Here is a 26129-nt window from a genome sequence, read left to right on the forward strand (position 1 = left end):
GACAGGCGCTGCCGCAGGCGCAGGCCGCACAGGGTTTCTGCCGCCGCTATGATAGCGGGCATGCTCTCTCCCGCCATTGCCGCAGCCAGCACCAGCCCCATCGGCTGGGCGCTGGCCATTGCAGCAGCCATTGCCTACGCCATTCCCGCACTTGCGGCCCGACGCCTGCAGGAGTCCAGCGCACGGCTGGGCTTGCGCGCGGCCTGGGCGCTGCATCTGGCAGCGATTGCCTGGAGCCTGATGGGCGACACGCCCCACTTCGGCTTTGCGCCGGCCCTGTCGGTGACTGCCTGGCTGGTGCTCACGGTCTACGTGGTCGAGCAGCAGCTCTACCCCCAGTTGCGCTCGCGCTGGCCGCTGTCGGCGATGGGCTGCATCGCCGTGCTGCTGGCCGGCGTGTTCCCCGGCAGCCCCTTGCATGTCAATGCCTCGCCGTGGCTGCCGCTGCACCTGGCACTGGGCATCGCCTCCTATGGCCTGTTTGCTGCCGCCGTGGTCCACGCCGCACTGATGACCCGGGCCGAGCGCCAGATGCGCCAGGATGGCAGCCACGATGGCGGGCTGCCGCTGCTGGCATTGGAGCGGCTGACATTCCGCTTTGTCACGGCGGGTTTCATCCTGCTGTCGGCGACCCTGCTCGCGGGCTGGTGGTTTGGCGAAGCGCTGTACGGCAAGGCCTGGGTATGGAACCACAAGTCGGTGTTTTCGCTGCTGGCCTGGCTGACCTTTGCCGTGCTGCTGGTGGGCCGCAAGCGCTTTGGCTGGCGCGGACAGCGCGCTGTCAACATGCTCTATGTGGGCGCCACCTTGCTGCTGCTGGCCTATGTGGGCTCGCGCTTTGTCCTTGAAGTCATCTTGAAACACTGAGCCACCATGAAATATTTGCTGGTATTGCTGGTGCTGGCCGTGGGCTGGCACATGTGGCGCAGCCAATGGGTCAAGAACATGCCCCCACCGCCCAAGAAAGGGCTGGCCAAGCCCGAACCCATGGTGCACTGCGCCCACTGCGGCGTGCATCTGCCCCAGTCCGATGCGATCAGCTACCAGGGCGCGCATTACTGCTCACAAGCCCATCTTGCCCAGGCCGTGCCGCCTGGCCGGCGCTGAGCGTTGGGCGCTTCCACCATGGCAGCGCTGGAGTTGATGGAAACCCCATTCAAGCGCCTGTGGCGCGGCTATCTGGTGGCCCGCGTATTTGTCGCGCTGCTGCTGGCGCTTGGGGCGATGGCTATCACGCCGGTGCTATCGGGCCCGCTGCTGTCGCAACTGGCGCTGCTGGGTACCTACGGCGTCTCGGCGATGCTGTACGCCGCGCTCAGCCACAAACCACCTCCGCAGCGCCGCGTCTATGCCTGGCTGCCGACGGTGGGCATGGACCTGCTGCTGATCTCGCTGCTCGAAGTGACGAAGACCGGCACCTACACGCTGACGCCGATGTTTGGCCTGGCCGTGCTGTTTGCCGGCACCTTGGGCGGCTGGCTGGTGACCTTGGGCAGCTGCGCCTACATCACGATCTTCCTGATTGTCGAATCCCTGAGCTTCCGCACCTCGGTGTTTGAACTCGATGCGACACAGAACACCGTGCAGGCCGGGCTGGCAGGCGCTGCCTATTTTCTGGTGGGCATTCTTGTGCGTCTGCTCGCCTCGCGGGTGGAGCGCGAAACCTTGCACGGCTTGCGCAATGCCGCTGCGGCCAACCAGCAAGAGCAGATCAATGCACTGATCCTGCAGAATCTGCCCGATGGCGTGCTGGTGGCCGACCAGGCCCTGCAGGTGCGTATTGCCAACCCCGCCGCGATGGCCTTGCTCGGCCATCCCCATCTGCCGCTGGAGCTGGCCCAGTTGCCAGCCTGGCGGGCAGTGGTGGAACAGGTCACCCAGACCTTTGCCGGGCAAAAACCTCTGTCACAGGATCTGGCGCTCACGGCGCCACAGACCGCGCCGATCGGCCTGCATGTGCGCACGTGGTTGACGCACCCGCTGCCGACCTTCGGCAGCATCGGCAGCCATGACAACGACCCCCTGTGCCTGGTGTTTCTGCATGATCTGCGCGAAATTGAAGCGCGTCTGCGGACGGAAAAAATGGCGGCCATGGGCCGCATGTCGGCCGCTGTCGCCCATGAAATCCGCAACCCGCTGACCGCCATCACCCAGGCCAATGCACTGCTGGACGAGGAGCTGACCGACCCGGGCCAGAAACGCCTGACCTACATGGTCGAGCAAAATGCCCAGCGCCTGGGCCGCATTGCCGAAGACATTCTGGACATCGCGCGCGTGCACAACCAGATCCAGCCAGGCGACGGAGAATCCGTCGCCCTCAACGAGACCGTGCTGCAGATCTGCCACGACTGGATGTCGCTGGCCCCTGCTGCGCATACCTTGGCGCTGGCGCTGGACGCCGATGACAGCCTGGTGGCCTTTGATACCGGTCACCTGCGCCAGCTGCTCTACAACCTGCTCAACAACGGCCAGCGCTATCGCAGCGCGCATGCGGGCTCGCTGCGCGTGGGCACCCACAGCAGCCTGACGGGCACCACCACCTTGGTGGTCTGGAGCGATGGCGCGCCGATCGAGCCGACGATCGAGAAACACCTGTTCGAGCCCTTCTTCTCATCCGAGAGCCGCTCCAGCGGCCTGGGCCTCTACATCTGCCGCGAACTGTGCACCCGCCATGGCGCTATGATCCGCTATGAAAGGCAGAGCGCAGCGCTGCCCGAGCTGGCACAGGGCAATGCCTTCATCGTGCAGTTTCGCCGCGCCGCCAGCCCTGCGCACCCCCTGCAGACTGAATTGATCCACCAGGCATGAGTTTTGAAAACACCACTGTTCTGGTCGTGGACGACGAGCCCGACCTCCGAACGCTTTACGAGCTGACCCTGCTGCGTGAAGGCTACCGGGTCTTTACGGCGGGCTCGGTGCAGGAAGCGCGCGCCCAGCTGCAACAGCGCCGCTTCGAGATTCTGATCACCGACATGCGCCTGCCCGACGGCTTGGGCATGGAGCTGCTGCAGGACCTGCGCCGCCAAAGCCGCAGCGAGCGCGCCATCGTGATGACCGCTTACGGCTCGGCCGACAACGCGGTCGCGGCATTGCGCGAGGGGGCATTTGACTACCTGACCAAGCCGGTCGATCTCAAGCAGTTCCGCCAGGTGGTGGCATCGGCCAGCCAGGGCCTGCAGGATGCGCCTGCACAAGCCCCGTCGCAGGCCGCTTTTCAAGCGCCGGCGCAGCCGGGCACGCCCCCATTGCCGCAAGACGCTTCGCAGCGCGAACTGATTGGCCCCTCGCTGGTCATGCAGCAGGTGCGCGAGCGCATTGCCAAGGTGGCCGGCAGCATGGCACCCATTCTGGTGCGCGGCGAGTCGGGCACCGGCAAGGAGCTGGTGGCCCAGTCGCTGCACCGCCGCAGCCAGCGCGCCAGTGGCCCGATGGTGGCGGTCAACTGCGGCGCCATCCCTGAAAACCTGCTCGAAGCCGAATTCTTTGGAGCCCGCAAAGGGGCCTATACGGGCGCCAACCAGGACCGCGACGGCTTTTTCCAGGCCGCCCATGGTGGCACGCTCTTCCTCGACGAAATCGGCGAGCTGCCGCTAGCGATGCAGGCCAAGCTCCTGCGGGCGATCCAGGAGCGCAAGGTGCGGCCGCTGGGTGCCCAGCAGGAGGAAGCCGTCGATGTGCGCATCGTCAGCGCCACCCACCGCGACCTGGCCGCCGATGTGCAGGCAGGGCGGTTCCGCCAGGACCTGTACTACCGCCTCAACGTCATCGATATCTTCATCCCGCCACTGCGCGAGCGCCGCGAGGATCTGCCGGTGCTGTGCGAGGTGCTGCTTGCGCGCATTGCCCACGAAAGCGGCCAGCCGGTGCCCCAGCTCGGCCCGGAGGCCTTGCAAGCGCTTGCCGGCCACGCACTGCCGGGCAACGTGCGCGAACTGGAGAACCTGCTGCTGCGCTCTGTCGCGCTGAGTGACGGGCCGTTTCTGCATATCGAGCCTGCGCGCTCCGGGGGGCCTGCGAACGCTGCAGTTCAGAGCATCGCTGCCGAGCAGACCCCTGCCTACCTGGCGCCCGCCGCGCCACGGGTGGCCGCAGCACCGCCCCTCCCCTCGGCGCTACCGGCCCACGGCGAGCGCTTTCCCCTTCCGCAGGATCTGCCAGCCGATCTGCAGGCCTGGCTCGATGCCATCGAGCGCGATATCCTCGTGCGTGCGCTGCAGGAGTTCGGCTTCAACCGCACAGCCGCCGCCAACCGGCTGGGCATCAGCCTGCGCCAGATCCGCTACCGCATGGAACGGCTGCAGATCCACGATCCCAGCGATGGGATACAGCCCTAGGACTGACGCCATGCCCCAAGACCTGCCCGAGATGCCGCCCGGCGCGGACGCCCGCCCCCCGGCGGCGGCGCATGCCGCGCTCTGGCACCAAGGTTGGCTGCGCACGGCCACGCCGTGCCCCTCGCCCAACTTCGGGCCCCGCCCCGGCGGCGCCTGCACCGATCTGATCGTCGTCCACTCGATCAGCCTGCCACCGGGCATCTACGGCACGGGCGATGTGCAGCGCCTGTTCACCAACCAGCTCGACTGGGATGCGCACCCGTACTTCCAGACCATCCGCGGGCTGCAGGTCTCCTCGCATTTCTTCATCACCCGCGAAGGGGCCGTGTGGCAATTTGTCAGTGCCGACGAACGCGCCTGGCATGCCGGCCAGTCGTTCTGGCGCGGGCGGCCGCGCTGCAATGACGACTCCATCGGCATCGAACTCGAAGGCCTGGAGGGCGAGACCTTCGAGCCGGCGCAGTACCAGAGCCTGGTGCAGCTGTGCCAGCAGATCCGCGCGCAGTATGCGATTGCCTATATCGCCGGCCACGAACACATCGCGCCCGGCCGCAAGAACGATCCCGGCCCCGGCTTTTCCTGGCCCCGCCTGCAGCAGGAACTGGACTGGCCTGCCGCGATGTTTCCACCATCCATCGGGCTGTAGATCTGCCATCGGTGCAGAGGCCCTTTTTCGCCGCGCGTTGGCATTTTTGCAGGCCCAGACGCCTGCGAAATGTGGGATTTTCTCCTGTTTGAAAAATTATTTTTTCTGTGCGCTGGCCCCGTTTTGCGCAGGCTCGCAACGGGGATCGCCCCGCAACACACGCACAGCGGTGGTTTGCATGCCCAAATGACGACGCCATGCGCAGTTGCCGCTGTTTTGCTGCACAGCATGGCGACAGCCCCTGCACACAAAATGCGCAATGCCCCATACACTACAGGTAGTGTCCAGCGCTCAAGAAAACACTACATGTAGTGTGATGCGGTTTCCAGAGGCTTGGTGATACCGGCATACCACAGCGCTGTTTCTCCGGTTTTTTGCACCCACTGAGAGGACATCATGAGCGCTGCTTCGCTTTCCGAGCTACAGGCCGCACCGGCCACCAGCTCGCGCACCCTGGATGGATTCACCGTACTGCCGGACTACCAGATCATGCGGCGCAACGGCGCAGTTGTCCCCTTCGAGCCTGCAAAGATCACCACCGCCATCATGAAGGCCTTCCTGGCCGTCCATGGCAGCCAGGGCTCGGCATCGGCCAGCGTTCGCGAAGTGGTCGAGAACCTGACCCACACGGTGGTACGCGCCCTGATGCGCTCGCGCCCCAGCGGCGGCACTTTTCACATCGAAGATGTGCAGGACCAGGTGGAGCTGGGTCTGATGCGTGGCGGCAACCACGAGGTCGCGCGGGCCTACGTGCTGTACCGCGAGCGCCGCAACCAGGAGCGCGCGCAGTTGCAGGCCCAGCACACACCCGCCCATGCCAGCCTGCATGTGCAGGACCGGGGCCAGCCGGTGCTGCTCGACGTCAAAAAACTTCATGACCGCATTGCGGCCGCATGCCAGGGGCTGGGCCAGGACGTCGACCCAGCACCGATCCTCAGCGAGACCCTGCGCAATCTCTACGACGGCGTTCCGATGGACGAGGTGTTCAAGGCATCGATCCTGGCAGCGCGCACCTTGATTGAAAAAGACCCCGACTACAGCTTTGTCACCGCGCGCCTGCTGCTGCACACCATCACGCGCGAAGTGATCGGCCAGGATGTCAGCAGTGCCGACATGGGCGCGGCCTACCGCAGCTACTTCCCCGGCTTTGTCGCGCAAGGTATCGCGCATGAACTGCTCGCGCCCGAGATGCTGGACTTCGACCTGCCGCGCCTGGCCGCAGCCCTCCAGCCCGCGCGCGATCTGCAGTTTGACTACCTGGGGCTGCAGACCCTGTACGACCGCTATTTCCTGCATGTGCGCAAGCAGCGCATCGAGCTGCCCCAGGCTTTCTTCATGCGCGTGGCCATGGGCCTGGCACTGAAGGAGGACGACCGCAATGCAAGGGCCATTGCGTTCTATGACCTGCTCTCGTCGTTCGACTTCATGTCGTCCACCCCCACCCTGTTCAACAGCGGCACCTTGCGCTCGCAGCTGTCGTCCTGCTATCTGACCACGGTGGCCGATGACCTGGGCGGCATCTACGATGCGATCCGCGAAAACGCGCTGCTGTCCAAGTTTGCCGGGGGCCTGGGCAATGACTGGACCCCCGTGCGTGCGATGGGTGCCCGCATCAAGGGCACCAATGGTGAGTCGCAGGGCGTGGTGCCTTTTCTCAAGGTGGTCAACGACACGGCCGTCGCCGTCAACCAGGGCGGCAAGCGCAAAGGCGCCGTCTGCGCCTACCTGGAGACCTGGCACCTGGACATCGAGGAGTTTCTGGAGCTGCGCAAGAACACCGGTGATGACCGCCGCCGCACCCATGACATGAACACCGCCAACTGGATTCCCGACCTGTTCATGCGACGGGTCATGGAAAAAGGGACCTGGACCCTGTTCTCACCCTCGGACGTTCCTGACCTGCACGACCGCTTTGGCAAGGATTTCGAGCGGGCCTACACCGCTTACGAGGCCCAGGCGGCGACCGGCGAACTGGCGCTGAGCAAGACGCTGCCGGCGGTCGATCTGTGGCGCAAGATGCTGTCCATGCTGTTCGAGACCGGCCACCCCTGGATCACCTTCAAGGATGCCTGCAACCTGCGCTCGCCACAGCAGCATGCGGGCGTCGTGCACTCCTCCAACCTCTGCACCGAGATCACGCTCAACACCAGCGACACGGAAACCGCCGTCTGCAACCTGGGCTCGGTCAACCTGGCGCGCCACCTGAAGGATGACGGGCAAGGCGGCCTGGCACTGGACCATGACAAGCTCAAGCGCACCGTCGCCACGGCCATGCGCATGCTCGACAACGTCATCGACATCAACTACTACGCGGTGGACAAGGCGCGCGACTCCAACCTGCGCCACCGCCCGGTGGGTCTGGGCATCATGGCCTTCCAAGACAGCCTCTACCAATTGCACATCCCCTACGCCAGCGATGCGGCGGTGCAGTTTGCCGACACCTCGATGGAGGCGGTTTGCTACTACGCCTATTGGGCATCGACCGAGCTGGCGCGCGAGCGCGGTGTCTACAGCAGCTACCCTGGCTCGCTGTGGAGCCAGGGCATTCTGCCGCTGGACACGCTGGACCTGCTCGCCCAGGCCCGAGGCCATGCCGACTATGTCCAGGTGGACCGCAGCATGCAGCTGGACTGGGAAGCACTGCGCCGCAAGATCGCGCAGGACGGCATGCGCAATTCCAACTGCGTGGCCATCGCACCCACCGCCACGATCTCCAACATCGTCGGTGTCGATGCCTCCATCGAACCCTCGTTTGGCAACCTGTCGGTCAAGTCCAACCTCTCGGGTGAGTTCACCGTGATAAACCAGTACCTGGTGCGCGACCTCAAGAAGCTGGGCCTGTGGGACGACGTGATGGTGATGGACCTCAAGCATTTTGAGGGCTCGCTGCGCCCCATCGACCGCGTGCCCCATGCGCTCAAGGCTCTGTATGCCACGGCCTTTGAAGTCGATCCCGTCTGGCTGGTGGAAGCGGCCTCGCGGCGGCAGAAATGGATAGACCAGGCGCAGAGCCTCAATATCTATATGGCAGGGGCATCTGGCAAGAAACTCGACGATGCCTACAAGCTCGCCTGGGTGCGCGGCCTCAAGACCACGTACTACCTGCGCACCACCAGCGCCACGCAGGCTGAAAAGTCCACCATCCAAAGCCGCGTACTCAATGCCGTGCCCAGCAGCCATGCCGCGCCCGCAGCCCAAGCGGTGGCAGCCGCCGCCGCTGCCCAGCCCGCCGCGCCCGGCACCGACATCCGCTTTTGCGCCATGGATGACCCCGGCTGCGAAGCCTGCCAGTGACTCCCGCACATCGTCCGAACCTGAACCACCACACCGGCCCCCACTAGGAGCGCACCACCCATGCTGAGCTTTGAAGAAGATTCCATCGACGCGTTGGCGCCGCTCGCAGCCACTGCTGCGCTGCCCGCTGCACCACCACCTGCAGCGATGTTCAAGCGGGTCAACGCCGCCGACAAGCGCATCATCAACGCCAAGACCGATGTCAACCAGCTGGTGCCGTTCAAATACAAATGGGCCTGGGAGAAATACCTGGCTACCTGTGCCAACCACTGGATGCCACAAGAGGTCAACATGACGCGCGACATCGCGCTGTGGAAATCCCCAAATGGCCTGACCGAGGACGAGCGCCGCATCGTCAAGCGCAACCTGGGCTTTTTCGTCACGGCCGATTCGCTGGCCGCCAACAACATCGTGCTGGGCACCTACCGCCATATCACCGCGCCGGAGTGCCGCCAGTTTCTGCTGCGCCAGGCATTCGAGGAAGCCATCCACACCCATGCCTACCAGTACATCGTGGAGTCGCTCGGGCTGGATGAATCCGAGATCTTCAACGCCTACAACGAGGTCCCCTCGATCCGCAACAAGGATGCTTTCCTGATCCCGTTCATCGACGCGATCATGGACCCCAACTTCCAGACCGGCACCTCGCAGACGGACCAGACCTTGCTCAAAAGCCTGATCGTGTTTGCCTGTCTGATGGAGGGCCTGTTCTTCTATGTGGGCTTCACGCAGATCCTGGCGCTGGGCCGGCAGAACAAGATGACCGGCGCGGCCGAGCAGTACCAGTACATCCTGCGCGACGAGTCGATGCACTGCAACTTCGGCATCGACCTGATCAACCAGCTCAAGCTGGAGAACCCCGACCTCTGGACTGCTGCATTCAAGGACGAGATCAAGGCCTTGTTTATTCAAGCAGTCGAACTTGAATATCAATACGCAGAAGACACGATGCCCAGAGGTGTGCTGGGCATGAACGCAGCGATGTTCAAAGGCTACCTGCGCTACATCGCCAACCGCCGCGCAACGCAGATCGGCCTCGATGCGTTGTACCCCAACGAGGACAATCCGTTCCCGTGGATGAGCGAGATGATCGACCTGAAAAAAGAGAGAAATTTCTTTGAGACCCGCGTCATCGAATACCAGTCCGGCGGCGCGCTTTCCTGGGATTGACGCCGACCTTGATGTGCAAACCCCGTCAGAATGTGGTTTTCCTGAGAGAAAACTGTGAAATTTGGCGTCTTTATTGAGGTTTGCACTATGCCAGTTGCTAGCAGCTGATGCACAATTCAGTTTGCTATCAAAACTTCGTGTCGAATTCAATCAGGCATGAAGTCTGCTTTCTAAATTGACCCGAAGGAGAAGAGCATGGCAACGTCCAAAGCAAGCAAGAAAACTGCTGACACCAAGGCAACTGCCAAGAAGGCAGCCGCAACCAAGGCAGCCGCCCCCAAGGCTGCTGCAAAGCCAAAGGCCGCTGCCAAGCCAGCCGCCACCAAGGCAGCTGCAAAGCCTGCTGCCAAGGCCGTTGCCAAAAAGGCAGCTGCTAAGCCAGCCGCCGCAAAGAAGACCGCCGCCAAGCCCGCAACCAAATCCACCGCAGCCGCCAAGACTGCCGTGAAGAAGGCTGCCGCTCCAGCCAAGAAGGCTGCTGCTCCGGCCAAGAAGGCCGCAGCTCCTGCGAAGAAGGCTGCCGCTCCGGCAAAGAAGGCCGCAGCTCCAGCCAAGAAGGCTGCAGCTCCTGCGAAGAAGGCCGCTGCTCCTGCCAAGAAGGCTGCAGCTCCTGCGAAGAAGGCCGCTGCTCCTGCGAAGAAGGCTGCTGCTCCTGCGAAGAAGGCCGCTGCTCCTGCGAAGAAGGCCGCAGCTCCTGCGAAGAAGGCCGCTGCTCCTGCGAAGAAGGCTGCCGCTCCAGCCAAGAAGGCCGCTGCTCCTGCGAAGAAGGCTGCCGCTCCTGCGAAGAAGGCCGCTGCTCCCGCCAAGAAGGCTGCTGCTCCTGCGAAGAAGGCCGCTGCTCCCGCCAAGAAGGCTGCGGCTCCTGCGAAGAAGGCCGCTGCTCCTGCCAAGGCTCCCGCACCCGCCAAGAAGGCTGCTGCTCCTGCCAAGGCTCCAGCACCTGCCAAGAAGGCCGCTCCCGCCAAGAAGGCTGCCGCTCCTGCCAAGGCCCCAGCTGCTGCTGCGCCTGCTGCTGCAGAGCCCGTCAAGACCGTGCTCAGCACCAATGCTGCATGGCCTTTCCCGACCAACAGCCGCCCACAATAAGAAAACCAAGCCGGGCAATATGCCCGGGTGCCGCAAGGCACTGCTTGGTCAGCAAGGCAACGCGATGCGTTGCCTTTTTTCTTGTCTGCGGTGCAGCGCTATTCATGTCTGGCTGCAAGGCCTCCCAAATGCCAGACAATACGGGCTCATGAATGATGCCCTTCCGACACCGCAAGCCCACGCGCAAGTTGCCACTGCAGCGATGGCGCGCAAACCCAGTGCAGCCCGCCTGCGCAAGATTGACATGATCCTGGGCTCGGCAGAGCGGCATTTCGCGTTGCTGGGTTTTGAAGGTGCACCGCTGGAGCAGATCGCACAGGACGCCGGCTTCAGCCGCCACAACCTGCTGTACTACTACCCCAGCAAAGAGGCGCTGTACCAGGCCGTGCTGGTATCGGTGATCGATGACTGGCTGGGCCATATGACGGGCCTGTCCAAGGATGGAGACCCGGCGCAGCAGATCCGCCAGTACATCCGTGAGAAGTTCGAGTTCGCGCGTACCCGCCCTTTCGGCAGCCAGTTGTTCACCAAGGAGATGATTGCCGGTGCGCCATTTGCCGCCTCCGCAGTGCGCGAACGCATCGCACCATTGCTGGCGGCCAATGTGGCGGCGTTCACGCATTGGGCAGGCCTAGGCCTGATTGCGCCGGTCAACTTCCAGCACCTGATGTTCAGCATCTGGGCCATCACCCAAGGCTATGTCGACCAGCAAACCCAGTTTGCATTGCTGCAGGACAAAGCGGCGCTCGATGCTGGTGATTTCGCCCAGGCCGAGACCCTGCTGGTGCAGATGCTGTCGGCCACGCTCAAGATTGACCTGCCCGGCTGAGCCGCTGCTGGCAGCTTGCAGGCTGTGCCACCAAGAGGCTCGGCACCGCGCAGATATCGCGGCCCGGGGGCGCTGCGCTGCATCGGCCCACCGCCTGCACTGCATCCATTTTGATAGCAAGACGCCAAGCATCTATCGCCGCTTGCGTCATTTCCGCAGTGAGGGTTCGTGAACAGGCAACGCGTCCGCCACGAATTTTTCACCCCCGCAGTCTTGAACTGTCATCAAATGACCTTATTATTAGCACTCGAAGGGGTAGAGTGCTAAAACCACCGCTTCTCAAAAATTTTTGCGTATTTGGCGCGGCGGCTGCCGGGCCATCTTTCATCCAACCTGGTATTGAAATTGAAGGAGTTGTTATGAACCTGCGTCCTCTGCACGATCGCGTGATCGTTAAGCGTCTGGAAAACGAAACCAAGACCGCTTCGGGCATCTACATCCCCGACAACGCTGCTGAAAAGCCAGACCAAGGCGAAGTGCTGGCGGTTGGCCCAGGCAAGAAGAACGACAAGGGCGAGTCCATCACGTTGGGCGTGAAGGTCGGCGACCGCGTGCTGTTCGGCAAGTACTCCGGCCAATCGGTCAAGGTGGACGGCAATGAACTGCTGGTCATGAAGGAAGAAGACCTGTTCGCTGTCGTAGAGAAATAAAGCTACTGCGCAGGCGTCATGCGTCGTTGCGCGGTGCTCGCAATCCTCACGTACCCAAGTACGTTCCGGTTGCTGTGCTCCATGCGCCTAGCCTGACACCTGCTCGCTACGCTTTTTCCCGAGCATTCATTCTCATTTCAAGTTTTCAAGTATTTAGGAGCCAAAAATGGCAGCAAAAGACGTAGTATTCGGCGGTGAAGCACGTGCACGCATGGTTGAAGGCGTGAACATTCTGGCTAACGCCGTCAAAGTGACCCTGGGCCCCAAGGGCCGCAACGTGGTGCTCGAGCGTTCGTTCGGCGCCCCTACCGTGACCAAGGACGGTGTGTCCGTGGCCAAGGAAGTGGAACTCAAGGACAAGCTGCAGAACATGGGCGCCCAGCTCGTGAAGGAAGTGGCTTCCAAGACCAACGACATCGCTGGTGACGGCACCACGACCGCTACCGTGCTGGCCCAAGCCATCGTGCGAGAAGGCTCCAAGTACGTGGCCGCCGGCCTGAACCCCATGGACCTCAAGCGCGGTATCGACAAGGCTGTCGCTGCGCTGGTGGAAGAGCTGAAGAAGCAATCCAAGGCCACCACCACCTCCAAGGAAATCGCCCAAGTCGGTTCGATCTCCGCCAACTCCGACGAATCCGTGGGCAAGATCATTGCTGACGCGATGGACAAGGTCGGCAAGGAAGGCGTGATCACCGTCGAAGAAGGCAAGTCGCTGGACAACGAACTCGACGTCGTTGAAGGCATGCAGTTCGACCGTGGCTACCTGTCGCCCTACTTCATCAACAACCCAGAAAAGCAAGCCGCGATCCTGGACAACCCCTTCGTGCTGCTGTTCGACAAGAAGATCAGCAACATCCGTGACCTGCTGCCTACGCTGGAAGCCGTGGCCAAGGCCGGCCGTCCGCTGCTGATCATTGCAGAAGACGTCGAAGGCGAAGCACTGGCAACCCTGGTGGTCAACACCATCCGTGGCATCCTGAAGGTCGTGGCTGTGAAGGCTCCTGGCTTCGGCGACCGCCGCAAGGCCATGCTGGAAGACATCGCCATCCTGACCGGCGGCAAGGTGATCGCTGAAGAAGTGGGCCTGTCGCTGGAAAAGGTGACTCTGGAAGACCTGGGCCAAGCCCAACGCGTCGAAATCGGCAAGGAAAACACCACCATCATCGACGGTGCTGGCCAAGCTGCTGAAATCGAAGCCCGCGTGAAGCAAATCCGCGCTCAGATCGAAGAAGCCACCTCCGACTACGACCGTGAAAAGCTGCAAGAGCGCGTGGCCAAGCTGGCCGGCGGTGTTGCCGTGATCAAGGTGGGCGCTGCCACCGAAGTCGAAATGAAGGAAAAGAAGGCCCGCGTGGAAGACGCGCTGCACGCGACCCGCGCTGCTGTGGAAGAAGGCATCGTGGCCGGCGGTGGCGTGGCGCTGCTGCGCGCCAAGCAAGCGGTGGGCGCTCTGGCTACCGGCAATGCCGAGCAGGACGCCGGTATCAAGCTGGTGCTCAAGGCCATCGAAGCGCCTCTGCGCGAAATCGTGTCCAACGCTGGTGGCGAGCCATCGGTGGTGGTCGATGCCGTGCTCAAGGGCAATGGCAACTTCGGCTTCAACGCTGCCAACGACACCTACGGCGACATGCTGGAAATGGGTATCCTGGACCCCACCAAGGTGACCCGCACCGCGCTGCAAAACGCTGCGTCCGTGGCTTCGCTGCTGCTGACCACCGAGTGCATGATCGCTGAAGCCCCCAAGGCTGAATCCGCTCCTGCGATGCCCGACATGGGCGGCATGGGTGGCATGGGCGGCATGGGCATGTAATTGCCCCGGCTGTCATAGCGCACCGCCAAGCCTGCAAGACCTCTTGCGGGCTGGGTGCCAGACACCCAAAACCCGGCACCGTCAAGGTGGCCGGGTTTTTTATCGTCTAGGGCCAGGATGCCCTTGGACAGCTGCAGCGCCGCGTGAAGGGGCGACTGCAGCTATCGCCTCTGCACCGACTCAGCGGCAGGCGCGCTCCAGCATCGCATGCAGCAGCACATTGCAACCTGCGGTGATGTGCTCGGGCTTGGCGTCTTCGATCTCGTTGTGCGATATGCCATCCTTGCAGGGGATGAAGATCATGCCTGCGGGCGCCAGGCGCGCCATGTAGACGGCATCATGGCCCGCGCCCGAGACGGCATCCATATGGGAATAACCCAGCATCTGCGCGCCGCGCCGCACGGCATCGATGCAATCGGGGTTGAAGGGCTGCGCGGTGTAGCTGGACACCAGATCGATCCTGATCGGCAGTCCGGTCTCCTGGCTGATGCGCTGGGCCACCGCGCGGATGTCCTGGTCCATCGCCTCGCAATCGGCATCGGTGGCATTGCGCAGGTCGATGCTGAATTTCACCTCGCCCGGAATTACGTTGCGGCTGTTGGGGTGCACATGCACCATGCCGACCGTGCCGCGCCCGTGCGGCGGGTGGCGGTGCGCGCAGGCCACCACTTCCTGCATCACCTGGGTGGCGACCTGCAACGCATCCTTGCGCAGCGCCATCGGCGTGGGGCCGGCATGCGCCTCCATGCCGGTGACGGTGCAGTCATACCAGCGGATGCCGAGCACGCCGGTCACGACGCCAATCGTCTTGTCATGGTCCTCCAGCACCGGGCCTTGCTCGATATGGGTTTCAAAGTAGTAGCCAATCGGGTGGTCACCCGGCTCCTGCGGGCCGATGTAGCCGATGCGCTCCAGCTCGTCCTTGACGCTCTTGCCATCGGTATCCTTGGCGGCATAGGCATGCTCCAGGCTGAAGGCCTTGGCAAACACGCCCGAACCCATCATCACCGGCACAAAGCGCGAGCCCTCCTCGTTGGTCCAGAAGGCCACCTCGATGGGCGCCTCGGTCTCGATGCCATGGTCGTTGAGCGTGCGCACCACCTCGATGCCGGCAAGCACACCATAATTGCCATCAAACTTGCCGCCGGTGGGCTGCGTATCGATATGGCTGCCCGTCATGATCGGCGGCAGGCTGTTGTTGCGGCCCGGGCGGCGCATGAAGCCATTGCCGATCTTGTCGATGGTGACGGTCATCCCCGCTTCCTTGGCCCAGCGTGTCACCAGGTCGCGCCCCTGGCGGTCCAGGTCGGTCAAGGCAAGGCGGCACACGCCTCCTTTGGCCGTCGCACCAATCTGGGCCAGCTCCATCAGCGATGCCCAGAGCCGGTTGCCATTGATGCGCAGCTGGCTGGTATCGGTCTTCACTTTCGTGTCCATGCTCGATCTCCTTGTTTCATTGCGCACGCGCCACGGCCGTCGGCGCCGTCTCTTGCGCACGCTTTTGCACCGCCTGGAAGTTGGGGCCAAAAGCCGGGCGCTTGAAATACTGGCCCGCGCCCTTCTCGGCCCGCAGGTCGCCGTTGGCGTACACCACCCGGCCTCGGCTGATGGTGTGGCTGGGCAAGCCCGTCACCTGCCGGCCTTCAAAGATGTTGAAATCGCCCTTGGAATGCTGGGTCTGGGCCGACAAGGTCTTCGTGGCCTTGGGGTCCCAGAGCACCACATCGGCATCGGCGCCCACGCCGATAAAGCCCTTGCGCGGGTAGACGTTGAAGAGCTTGGCCGTATTGGCCGAGGTGACCGCCACAAACTCGCTGGGCGTCAGACGCCCGGTGTTCACCCCCGCATCCCAGACCACGGCCATGCGCTCTTCGACGCCGCCGGTGCCATTGGGCGTCTTGGCAAAATTGTCCCGGCCCACCGCCTTTTGCTCGGCGCAGAAGGTGCAGTGGTCCGTCGCCGTGGTGTGCAGATGCCCGGCCTGCAGGCCACGCCACAGCGCTTCCTGGTGTTCCTTGGGGCGGAACGGCGGGCTCATCACATAGGCGGCGGCAGTGGCGTAGTCGGGATGGCGGTAGACGCTGTCGTCGATCGTCAAATGGCCAGCCAGCACCTCGCCGTAGACGCGCTGGCCGCGCGCGCGGGCGCGGGCAATCGCATCTGCCGCCTCAATGCAGCTCACATGCACCACATAGATGGGCACGCCCAGCACATCGGCAATCGCAATGGCCCGGTTGGCGGCCTCGGCCTCCACCATGGGCGGGCGCGACAGCGGATGGCCTTCCGGGCCGGTGATGCCCATGCGCGCCACCTCCTGCTGCAGCAGGTACACCAGCTCGCCGTTTTCGGCATGCACCGTGGGCATCGCGCCCAGCTCCAGCGCGCGCCGGAAGCTGTTCACCAGCGTTTCGTCGTCACACATGATGGCGTTCTTGTAGGCCATGAAGTGCTTGAAACTGTTGATGCCCTCGTCGCGCACCAGCACGCCCATGTCCTCGCGCACCTGGTCGCTCCACCAGGTCACCGCCACATGGAAGGAGTAGTCGGCCGCCGACTTCTCGGCCCAGCCGCGCCACCTGCGGTAGGCCTCCATCAGCGGCTCCTGGGGCGCGGGAATCACAAAGTCGATGATGCTGGTGGTGCCGCCGGCCAGTCCCGCAGCGGTTCCGGTGAAAAAGTCATCGGCCGTCACCGTGCCCATGAAGGGCAACTGCATATGCGTGTGCGGATCGATGCCGCCAGGCATCACATACTGGCCGCTGGCATCCAGTGTTTCGGTGCCGGCCGGCGCCTGGGCCGCAGCCCCTTCACCGACGGCCGCAATCCTGCCGTTCACCAGCAGCACATCGGCGCGCTCTTCACGATCCGCATTGACGACGGTACCACCTCGGATCAGAAGGGGGTGGCTGGCTGTGCTCATCATGTCTCTCCTTGGTATTCAGGTCACAGAAAGGGCGGCAGCTGCTGCTCAGGCGCGCCGCAGCAGGGCCTGTGAAGCCGCCACATGGCTGGCCATGCCGATGCGGTACACCACGGCGGCGATGAACAGGCCTATGAACCAGGCATAGGCGTACAGGTCTTTGAACAGGGCCCCCACATTGGGGAAGCTGGCAGGAAACGCGGCGTTGAGAAAGCCCGGAATATTGGGCGCCACACCGCAGGCAAAGGCGGCAACGGCCACCCAGTTCCAGCCGCCGGAGTAACTGTATTTACCGCCCTCGCGGTAGAGCTCTTCCACATCCAGCTGGGTGCGGCGGATCAGGAAATAGTCGACCATCAGGATCCCGGCGATCGGGCCCAGCAGCGCGGAGTAGCCGATCAGCCAGGTGAAGATGTAGCCCTGGGTGGATTCCAGAATCTTCCAGGGCATCATCAAAATCGCAATCGCCACGGTGATGTAGCCGCCGGTGCGGTAGCTGATGCGCTTGGGGTTCAGCGCCGAAAAGTCATAGGCAGGCCCCACCAGATTGGCGGCGAGGTTGACACTCACCGTATCCACCAGCAGCACGATGAGGGCGATCAGCACTGCAGCGCCCGTCATGCGCGCGGCCACGTCCACCGGATCCCACAAGGCCTTGCCATAGATGACCACGGTGGCCGACGTGACGATCACCGCCAAGGCCGCGAGCAAACCCATGGGCACCGGCAGGCCAATCGCCTGGCCCACCACCTGGTCCCGCTGCGAACGGGCAAAGCGGGTGAAGTCCGGAATGTTCAGCGCCAACGTGGCCCAGAAGCCAATCATGGCCGTGAGCGACGGCCAGAAGGTGCTCCAGAACTGGCCCGCCTTGGCTTCGCCGGGCGCAAAGGCCGACGGCTTGCTCAGGATCGGGCCAAAGCCGCCCGCCTTGTCATACACCCACCACAGCAGCACAAAGCAGATCACGATCTTGGCAGGCGCGGTATAGGTCTCGAGCTTGCGGATGGACTCGATGCCATGCACCACAAAATAGAACTGGATGGCCCAGAACACCAGAAAGCAGACGAGCTGCGCAATGTTGATGCCCAGCCACGAGATCTTCTCGCTCTCCAGCGGATGGCCCAGGATCACCCCGAGCAAGGTGTAGATCATCAGGCCGCCGAACCAGGTCTGGATGCCATACCAGCCGCAGGCCACCAGCGCGCGCAGCACCGCAGGCAGCTTGGCGCCCTGGGTGCCGAACGAGGCGCGGGCCAGCACCGCATAGGGGATGCCGTACTTGGCGCCCGCATGCCCGATCAGCAGCATCGGCACCAGCACGATCACATTGGCCAGAAACACGGTCATCACCGCCTGGAACGCCGACATGCCGCCCTCTACGAGGCTCGCTGCCAAGGTGTAGGCAGGAATGCACATCACCATGCCGATCCACAACGCCGTGAAGTGGTACCACGTCCACGTTCGCTGCGAAGCTTGCGTGGGTGCGAGGTCGTGGTTCCAAAGGCCGCCGGCATCACTGCCAGTGGCACCCCCTGCTTGCGCGTCATGGGACATTGCTCACTCCTTGAGAGGTGTTATCAATACGTTCTAAGCATCCAAATCCAAAGCCTTGCGTTCCATCCTGCCGCTCCACACCACCATGCAAAAAGCGCGCCACCATTGCTGGCGGTGCGCCTGCCGTTCAAGGTGCCATCTGCGCGGCCACCCGTGCCGGATTGTTGGGGTGGGTGGTCCAGTTGGCGTACTCGCCGGTGACGACCTTGCCGGTGCGCGCATCCACCTCGCCGGGCTGCAGGCTGCGCATCACAATCGTGTCGGGCACCGGGCAGATCGATACGCAGAGGTTGCAGCCCACGCATTCGGCCTCGTTGACCTCAAAGCGGCGCTCGCCGGCATCGCCCTTCTGGTAGAAGATGGCCTGGTGCGAGGTGTCTTCACAGACCACATGGCAGCGCCCGCACTGGATGCAACTGTCCTGGTTGATCACCGCCTTGTCGATATGGTTGAGGTTCAGGTCCTTCCAGTCCTTGACGGTGGGCACGGCACGGCCCTGGAAGTCTTCGATGGTCTTGAAACCATGGGCATCCATGTAGTTCGACAGGCCGTCGCACATGTCCTGCACGATCTTGAAGCCATACACCATCGCGGCGGTGCAGACCTGCACCGTGCCACAGCCCAGCGCCATGTATTCGGCGGCATCCCTCCAGGTGGTGATGCCGCCGATGCCCGAAATCGGCAGGCCCGCAGTCTGCGGATCGCGCGCGATCTCGGCCACCATGTTCTGGGCGATCGGCTTGACCGCCGGCCCGCAGTAACCGCCATGCGAGCCTTGTCCATCGGTGCTGGGGTGCATCACCAGGGTGTCCAGGTTCACGCCCATCACCGAGTTGATCGTGTTGATCAGCGACACCGCATCGGCGCCACCGGCCTTGGCGGCACGCGCCGGAAAGCGCACATCGGTGATGTTGGGCGTGAGCTTGACGATCACCGGCAGGCGGCTGTAGTGCTTGCACCATTCGGTGACCATCTGGATGTACTCGGGCACCTGGCCCACGGCCGCGCCCATGCCGCGCTCGCTCATGCCGTGCGGGCAGCCAAAGTTCAGCTCAATGCCATCGGCGCCGGTGTCTTCCACCATCGGCAGGATGCGCTTCCAGCTCTCCTCCACACAGGGCACCATCAGCGAGGCAATCAGCGCGCGGTCCGGCCAGGCCCGCTTTACGCGGGTCATCTCGTCCAGGTTGATCTGCAGGGGCCGGTCGGTGATCAGCTCGATGTTGTTCAGGCCCATGACGCGCCGGTCCTGCGACATCAAGGTGGAGTAGCGCGGCCCGTTGACATTGACCACATGCGGGTCCTCGCCCAGGGTCTTCCAGACCACACCGCCCCAGCCTGCTTCGAAGGCGCGGGTGACATTGATTTCCTTGTCGGTCGGCGGCGCAGAGGCCAGCCAGAAGGGGTTGGGACTGCGGATGCCCAGAAAATTGCTGCGAATATCGGCCATGGCGATTCCTTGGTTCGGTGGATGGAAGGCTGGGGCTGCGCCGTCAGGCGCTGACGCCCACTTCGCGCATCAACATGCGGTGCATCGCGGCTGCTGCGCGTTTGCCGTGCTCCACGGCTTCCACCGTCAGGTCACGCCCGCCCCAGCGGCAGTCACCGCCCGCCCACACCCGCTCCAGGCTGGTCTGGCCGTCTTCGTCCGTGGCGATCCGCCCCGCCTTGAGGGCGATGCGCGCACCGGCTGGCTCGGCGATGTAGCTCTGACCGATGGCCTTGAGCACCATGTCGGCCGCCAGCACCGTGGTCTCGCCGGTGGTTTGCAGCTTGCCATCCACCTGCTGGGTGCTGGCCAGGCGGATGCCGGTGACCGACCCGTTCTCCACCAGCACCTCCTGCGGCGCCGCCCACAGCCGGATCGTCACACCATGGGTCTGCGCCCACTGCTGCTCCACCGTGGAAGCCGACATCGCATCCTGCCCACGCCGGTACACGATACTGACCTCTTCGGCGCCCAGCAAGCGCGCCTGCACGGCGGCATCGACGGCCGTCATGCCGCCGCCGATCACGACCACGCGCCGGCCGACCGGTACCGTGGATTTGTTGGAAGCCTGGCGGATATCGGCGATGAAATCGACCGCATTGCGCAGGCCCTGGGCGCTGGGCTCGGCGATGCCCAGGTCATTGACTCCGGCCAGGCCCAGCCCCAGAAACACCGCATCATGGCTGGCCAGCAGGCTGTCCAATGTGAAGTCGCGGCCCAGCCGCTGGTTGTTGCGCGGGGCAATGCCACCCACCGACAGCAGCCAGTCGATTTCCTTCTGCGCAAAATCGTCGGTGGTCTTGTAGCTGGCCAGGCCGTACTCGTTCAGACCGCCCAGTTTGGGTTTGGCATCGAGCAGGCTGACATCATGGCCCTGCAAGGCCAGGAGGTGGGCACAGGCCAGCCCGGCCGGGCCTGCACCGACAACTGCCACTTTCTTGCCCGTCGGCTCGGCGCGCTTGAACAGCGGCGCGCCGCCTGCGGCCATGAAGCGGTCGGTGGCATAGCGCTGCAGCGCGCCGATTTCCACCGGCTTGTCCTCGTTGGTGTTGCGCACGCAGGCCTGCTCGCAGAGCACCTCGGTCGGGCACACCCTGGCACACATGCCGCCCAGCGGATTCGATTCGAGAATGGTCCTGGCCGCGCCCCGGATGTTGTCCTGCGCAATGCGGGCAATGAAGCTGGGGACATCGATGCTGGTCGGGCAGGCCGTCGCGCAGGGCGCGTCGTAGCAGTAGTAACAGCGCTCGGCTTCGATCGATGCCTGCGCCCATGTCAGCGGCGGATGCGCATCCGAGAAATTTTCAGCGTATTGGTCCGCGCCAAGCCGTGCTGCGCGCACACCGCATCCCGTGGGTCCATTCATGGCTCATCCTCCTCGACTGGGTTACCAGCGCGAGTGCGGGCGGCTCCATCACCATGCCGCCTGCGACCGCGCCACTGCATCTACAACGGGTCCGGCAAATGGCATTGCTGCGCAACCCATTCACCGCCAAAGCTGCACCAACCAGGGAGGGTTCATCAGGCCCTCATCGTGGGTGTTTTATCTGTCCTGCGCCACTGTGTTCGCAGCGCTTATGAACTATTAAATGCCCGAATAAAATTTTACGCACTGGTAAAAACACTAGGCTATGACAATCAGTGGATAGGCATAACCCTGTGCGAGACGGCGACCCGGCACGCGTCGGAGATGCGGTTTCCGGGCCATCCAAAGGGATGGAGGAAACCGCCCTCGCTGGCGTCGCAGGCCGCATGCGGTGGAGGGGGTGACGAGATTTCGCGCCAGCGGTCACGCACCTGAGATACGTGCCGGCTGGCATCGGCCAGGACGCGACTCGCGCGCGCCGACGCTGATTGCAGGCGCGATGGCATTCAATGCCTGGCCCAGGACGGCGGGCCACAGCATGGACCCATCAACGGCATTGCCCACTGTGGCCGCACAATCAGCGATAATGATAACAATTCCCATTTGCATGTGTAACAGGCTTGCGTTCCCCAATGCAACGACAGCCTCCACCGGTTGCGAAGACCCCCTCTCTCTTTTTGGCTGCCTGGTGTTTGAGCGCTACTACCGCGAACTGCTGAACTTTCTGTCCCGATCCGTGCATGACCGCGATACGGCAGCCGATCTGGCCCAGGAGAGCTATGCCCGCGTGCTGGCGGCCCAGCAGACCGGGCAGGCCGTGCAAGACCCCCGCGCGCTGCTCTACCGCACCGCCCGCAATCTGGTGATCGACCAGCACCGGCGCAGCAGCATTCGGGCGGAGCTGGAGACGGCACCCCCATCGGCAGGCGATGAACCCGCACTGGAGCACCTGCCGGGCCCGCGCAGCCTGGAGCCCGAGACCATCCTGGCCTCCCGCGAAGGCCTGGCGGCGCTGGTTGCGACCATCGACCAATTGCCTCCGCGCTGCCGCGAAGCCTTTATGCTCTACAAGTTCGACGGCCTGAGCTATGCCCAGATCGCAGAGCAGATGGGCATCTCCCCGCGCACGGTCGAGATGCAGTTGCAGATCGCGATGCAGGCCTGCTGGCGTTGCCAGGACCGGCTCGAGGGTGTGGCACCGCCTGCCACGCATCGGCGGCCCCGCAGCAAACGCGCGCTGCCATGAGCGGTCCAGACTGTCCCCCAGAATCCAGCATTGACCACGAGATGAACGCACCGCCCCTGCCTCCAGACGACACCGCCGGCCTGCGCCAGCAGGTGCTGGACTGGTTTGTCCGGCGCCAGCGCGCGGGCTGGGGCGCGGCGGACGAGCAGGCCTTCCAGCAGTGGCTGCAGGCCGACGCCACGCACGGCAGCGCCTATGCACAGTGGGAGCAGCACTGGAGCGCCATCGATGCCATGCCCGCCGGCGCCATCGCACAGCTGCGCCGCAACCTGGCGCATGACAAGGCGCAGCTGAGCGCTGCCCAACAGACGCCGCCGCGCGCGGCCACCGCACCTGCAGCGCCTGCCGCAGCCATCACAGGCCTGCGCCGCCGCTGGCTGCTGCCCTCGCTGGGCATGGCCGCTGCGGTCGTCGTGACCAGCGGCACCGGCCTGCTGGCCTGGCAGCATTGGCAGGCACAACCTGTGTTCCGGCAGGCCTATGCCTCGCAGCGCGGCCAGCAGCTGGAAGTGCAGCTGCCCGATGGCAGCCAGCTGCGCCTGGACACCGCCACCCGGCTGGAGGTCGTCTATTACCGTGACCGCCGCGAAGTGCTGCTGCACGAGGGCCAGGCGGTGTTCAGCGTGCAGGCCAGTGCGCAGCGCCCCTTCCATGTGCTGAGCGGCCCGGTCGGCATCACCGTGGTGGGCACGCGGTTCTCGGTGCGCTACACGCCGGGGCTGGCCGGCAGCGATGGCGTGCGCGTGGCGGTGGAAGAGGGCCAGGTCCGCGTGGTACGCCGCGATGGCGCGCCCGGCCCCGCGCTCGCACAGATCGCCGGCGCCCAGACCCTGGGCGCTGGCCAGCAGATCAACGCTGACGGCCAGGGCCGCCTGGGCTCGCTGCAACCCGTCGCCGCCGAAGGCATCGCCCCCTGGCGCGAGCACCGCATCAGCTTCGTCAACACGCCGCTGTCCCAGGCATTGGCGGAGTTTGAGCGCTATGGCAGCACCGGCCTCACGATCAGCGACCCGGCCGTGGCCGCACTGCGCCTGAGCGGCACCTTTGACCCCAGCGACACACCGACCCTGCGCAAGCTGCTGCCCCATGCACTGCCGGTGCGGCTGCAGCCCGTGGCGGGCGGACTGGAAATAGGCGCGCTGCGTTGAGCTCGCCACGCTCCAGACATTTTTTAATAAATTTTCGCTGCCACTACCGTATTTCTCGCATCCCGTGCGTCTACCTCAGTAGGAATCATTTGCATTGACTACTTGAGGACCTCCATGTCGTACCCCCTTTTGCGTCCCGCTCCCCTGGCATTGGCCATTGCCCTGGCTCTGGGCTCGGTGGCCGCCCATGCGCAAAGCGCCGCACTGCCGGCGGCGCCGCTGGCCTTCCGCATCCAGGCCCAGCCGCTGGCCGAGGCGCTCAATGACTGGGCGCGGCAAACGCGCATACAGCTGATAGCCCAGCAATCCCTGGTCGCCGGCAAGCAGGCCCCCGCCATCGTCGGCACGTTAACGCCCAACCAGGCGCTGGACCGCCTGCTGGCCGGCACCGGCCTGGTGGCCACGGTGGAGGGCCAGGCCGTGGTCATCAAGGCCGCATCGGTGGGCGAGGAAGGCGCGACCCTGGCCACCGTCACCGTGACAGCGGGTGCCCAGCGCGACGGCGCCACCGAAGGCACCGGCAGCTATACGCAGCGCGGCCCCAGCGCCACGGCCACCGGCTTGAACCTGAGCCTGCGCGAAACCCCGCAATCCGTCAGCGTGATGACGCGCCAGCGCATGGATGACTTCAAGCTCGACACCTTGACCGATGTGATGGAACAGACCCCGGGCATCGGCACCTACCGCCAAGGCAATGCCACCGATTTCCAGGCGCGTGGCACCTCGGTCAATCTGCAGACCGATGGCATGAGCCAGGTGCGCAGCGGCTGGTACTACCTGACCAGCACCTTGTTCTCGCTAGACGACATGGCCGAGATCGACCACATCGATGTGCTCAAGGGCTCGTCAGGCCTGGTGGTAGGCAAGGGTGAGTACGGCGCCACCGTCAACATGGTTCGCAAGCGCCCCACCCGGAGCTTCCAGGCCAGCGTACAGGCCAGCGCCGGCAGCTGGGACAGCTACCGCGCACAGGCCGATATTGGCGGCCCGCTCAATGAAGCGGGCACCCTGCGCGGCCGCCTGGTGGCATCGGCCACCGATGCCGGCAGCTTTCGCGACCATGAAGACAGCAGAGGCAAGATGCTGTTCGGCACGCTGGAGGCCGATCTGAGCCCGGACACCTTGCTGAATGTCGGCTTCACCTACCGCCAGCGTGCGGCCAATGGCATCGGCACCACCCAACCCATCCAGGGCTATACCCGTGCGGGTGTCCAAACGCCCGACCGACCGCGTTCGTTCAACACCGGCGCGCCCTGGGGCGGCTATGACCAGAACGCGACCACCCTCTTCGGCAGCCTGGAGCAGCGCCTGGGCAATGGCTGGACGAGCAGCCTCAAGTTCTCGCACCAGCAGGTGCGCATGGACGACATGTTTGCCGGCTACCTCTACGACCAGGACCGGGTCAACTACGGCCGCTGGACCGACATGCGCAACAACAACTGGACCGTGAACCTGGACATCAAGGGCCCTTTCAGCCTGCTGGGACGCGAGCATGAGCTGCTCGCCGGCATCGGTATCTCGCGCTTTCAGAGCAGCGTCAAACTGCCGCTGAACGCGCAGGCCCTGCTACCGCTCGCTGGCCTGGGCACCAGCTACGACCAGGGCGGCGCCTACCTGCCCGAGCCCGACACCAGCAGCTGGATCTATGGCGATAACCGCTTCAGCCAGAAGCAGCGCTATGCCTACGCGGCAGGCCGCTTTCAACTCAGCGATCCGCTGCAGCTGATTGCCGGCTTGCGCGTGACCAAGTTCGAAGAGCGCGACACCACCCCCTACTGGTGGAACTACGACATGAACGAGAGCGCGGTCTACACGCCCTACGCCGGTCTGGTCTATGACTTCCACCCCAACATGTCCGCCTACGCCAGCTACGCCAGCATCTTCCAGCCGCAAACCTCGCAGGATGAGCAGGGCCGCACCCTCAAGCCCGAAGAAGGCAACACCTATGAAATCGGCATCAAGGGCGAGTTCTTGGACAAGCGTCTGAACGCCAGCATCAGCCACTACTGGATCAAGACCAAGAACACCGCCGAGGAGACGGGCGGCCTCACCCCTGGCGGCGATACCGCCTACCGCTCCGTCGCCTCTGCCACCCGCCACGGCTGGGAGCTGGAGCTGTCGGGCGAGTTGGCAAGGGGCTGGCAGGCCCAGGGCAGCCTGGTGCGGCAGAACAGCTCGCTGAGCAACACCAGCCAGTACCCCGAGTACCAGTTCAAGCTAGGCAGCACCTACCGCTTTGACGGAGGCGCCCTGCGCGGCCTGACCGTCGGCGCCTCGACCCGCTGGCAGGACAAGACCTCGGTGAGCAACAGCGCCGCCACCCTGGCGCAAGGCAGCTACGCGCTGCTGGACCTGATGGCCCGCTACCAGGTCGACAAGCAGCTGTCCTTCAGCCTGAACATCAACAACGCATTGGACAAGCACTACAAAGCCGGCGTGAACAACTTCAGTGCCATTGGCCTGTACTACACCTGGGGAGCGCCACGCAGCGTGAATGTGGGGATGCGTTACGACTTCTGATAAGGGAGACAGGGTGGCGGCTACATAGCCCCGGCTCGTCGCCGCCTACCTACACCTCAAGATCAAG

The 26129-nt window shown here is 64.1% G+C and carries 19 protein-coding genes; 14 read left to right on the top strand and 5 right to left on the bottom strand.

All coding sequences use genetic code 11. From position 1 onward, the window contains the following. The first annotated feature begins 60 nt into the window (after positions 1-60). The 11 genes from MJ205_RS15935 (at position 61) to groL (ending at position 13819) form a co-directional block, all read left to right on the top strand. Positions 61-867, top strand: a complete 807-nt coding sequence (locus tag MJ205_RS15935) for a cytochrome C assembly family protein (RefSeq protein WP_239809355.1) — start codon at positions 61-63, stop codon at positions 865-867. Positions 868-873: 6 nt separating this feature from the next. Further along, positions 874-1107 (top strand): PP0621 family protein, encoded by a 234-nt coding sequence (locus tag MJ205_RS15940; protein WP_239809356.1) that lies wholly within the window; start codon positions 874-876, stop codon positions 1105-1107. A gap of 36 nt (positions 1108-1143) precedes the next feature. Then, positions 1144-2808 (top strand): two-component system sensor histidine kinase NtrB, encoded by a 1665-nt coding sequence (locus MJ205_RS15945; protein ID WP_239809357.1) that lies wholly within the window; start codon positions 1144-1146, stop codon positions 2806-2808. Next, a complete protein-coding gene (locus MJ205_RS15950) occupies positions 2805-4334 on the top strand; it encodes a sigma-54-dependent transcriptional regulator (protein ID WP_239809358.1) in 1530 nt (509 codons plus the stop codon). The genes MJ205_RS15945 and MJ205_RS15950 overlap by 4 nt, the downstream gene beginning before the upstream one ends. Positions 4335-4365: 31 nt before the next feature. Then, positions 4366-4980 carry a 1,6-anhydro-N-acetylmuramyl-L-alanine amidase AmpD gene (gene ampD / locus MJ205_RS15955; protein WP_239812766.1) on the top strand — a complete coding sequence of 205 codons (615 nt, stop codon included), beginning with the start codon at positions 4366-4368 and terminating at the stop codon, positions 4978-4980. 396 nt (positions 4981-5376) lie between these two features. Continuing rightward, positions 5377-8274, top strand: coding sequence for a ribonucleoside-diphosphate reductase subunit alpha (locus MJ205_RS15960; RefSeq protein WP_239809359.1), 2898 nt, complete (start codon positions 5377-5379; stop codon positions 8272-8274). 60 nt (positions 8275-8334) lie between these two features. Further along, on the top strand, positions 8335-9444 hold the full coding sequence (locus MJ205_RS15965) for a ribonucleotide-diphosphate reductase subunit beta (protein WP_239809360.1): 1110 nt from the start codon (positions 8335-8337) through the stop codon (positions 9442-9444). 195 nt (positions 9445-9639) lie between these two features. Beyond that, positions 9640-10530: a hypothetical protein gene (locus MJ205_RS15970; protein WP_239809361.1), complete on the top strand. Its 891-nt coding sequence runs from the start codon at positions 9640-9642 to the stop codon at positions 10528-10530. Positions 10531-10678: 148 nt separating this feature from the next. Next, a complete protein-coding gene (locus tag MJ205_RS15975) occupies positions 10679-11359 on the top strand; it encodes a TetR family transcriptional regulator C-terminal domain-containing protein (protein WP_239809362.1) in 681 nt (226 codons plus the stop codon). Between the two features lie 359 nt (positions 11360-11718). Next, entirely contained in the window at positions 11719-12009 is a 291-nt protein-coding gene (locus tag MJ205_RS15980) for a co-chaperone GroES (protein WP_021025779.1), read from the top strand. A gap of 166 nt (positions 12010-12175) precedes the next feature. Further along, positions 12176-13819 (top strand): chaperonin GroEL, encoded by a 1644-nt coding sequence (gene groL / locus MJ205_RS15985; protein WP_239809363.1) that lies wholly within the window; start codon positions 12176-12178, stop codon positions 13817-13819. Positions 13820-13999: 180 nt separating this feature from the next. On the opposite strand, the gene MJ205_RS15990 is transcribed toward groL, so the two are convergent. The 5 genes from MJ205_RS15990 to MJ205_RS16010 form a co-directional block, all read right to left on the bottom strand. Continuing rightward, positions 14000-15256 carry a Zn-dependent hydrolase gene (locus tag MJ205_RS15990; RefSeq protein ID WP_239809364.1) on the bottom strand — a complete coding sequence of 419 codons (1257 nt, stop codon included), beginning with the start codon at positions 15254-15256 and terminating at the stop codon, positions 14000-14002. Positions 15257-15272: 16 nt separating this feature from the next. Next, positions 15273-16739, bottom strand: a complete 1467-nt coding sequence (gene hydA / locus MJ205_RS15995) for a dihydropyrimidinase (RefSeq protein WP_239809365.1) — start codon at positions 16737-16739, stop codon at positions 15273-15275. 48 nt (positions 16740-16787) lie between these two features. After that, a complete protein-coding gene (locus MJ205_RS16000; RefSeq protein ID WP_239809366.1) occupies positions 16788-18293 on the bottom strand; it encodes an NCS1 family nucleobase:cation symporter-1 in 1506 nt (501 codons plus the stop codon). 127 nt (positions 18294-18420) lie between these two features. After that, on the bottom strand, positions 18421-19743 hold the full coding sequence (gene preA / locus MJ205_RS16005) for an NAD-dependent dihydropyrimidine dehydrogenase subunit PreA (protein ID WP_239809367.1): 1323 nt from the start codon (positions 19741-19743) through the stop codon (positions 18421-18423). Between the two features lie 43 nt (positions 19744-19786). Continuing rightward, positions 19787-21148, bottom strand: a complete 1362-nt coding sequence (locus MJ205_RS16010; RefSeq protein WP_239809368.1) for an NAD(P)-dependent oxidoreductase — start codon at positions 21146-21148, stop codon at positions 19787-19789. A 688-nt stretch (positions 21149-21836) separates the two neighbouring features. Between MJ205_RS16010 and MJ205_RS16015 the strand changes: the two genes are divergently transcribed. The 3 genes from MJ205_RS16015 (at position 21837) to MJ205_RS16025 (ending at position 26062) form a co-directional block, all read left to right on the top strand. Beyond that, entirely contained in the window at positions 21837-22394 is a 558-nt protein-coding gene (locus tag MJ205_RS16015) for an RNA polymerase sigma factor (protein WP_239812767.1), read from the top strand. Positions 22395-22435: 41 nt separating this feature from the next. Then, positions 22436-23542: a FecR family protein gene (locus MJ205_RS16020; protein WP_239809369.1), complete on the top strand. Its 1107-nt coding sequence runs from the start codon at positions 22436-22438 to the stop codon at positions 23540-23542. Positions 23543-23656: 114 nt separating this feature from the next. Continuing rightward, complete coding sequence (locus MJ205_RS16025) at positions 23657-26062, top strand: TonB-dependent siderophore receptor (RefSeq protein ID WP_239809370.1); 2406 nt, start codon at positions 23657-23659, stop codon at positions 26060-26062. The last annotated feature ends 67 nt before the right edge of the window (positions 26063-26129 follow it).

Source organism: Comamonas sp. B21-038, from assembly GCF_022387135.1.
In the GTDB taxonomy this organism is placed as follows: Bacteria; Pseudomonadota; Gammaproteobacteria; order Burkholderiales; family Burkholderiaceae_C; genus Comamonas; species Comamonas sediminis.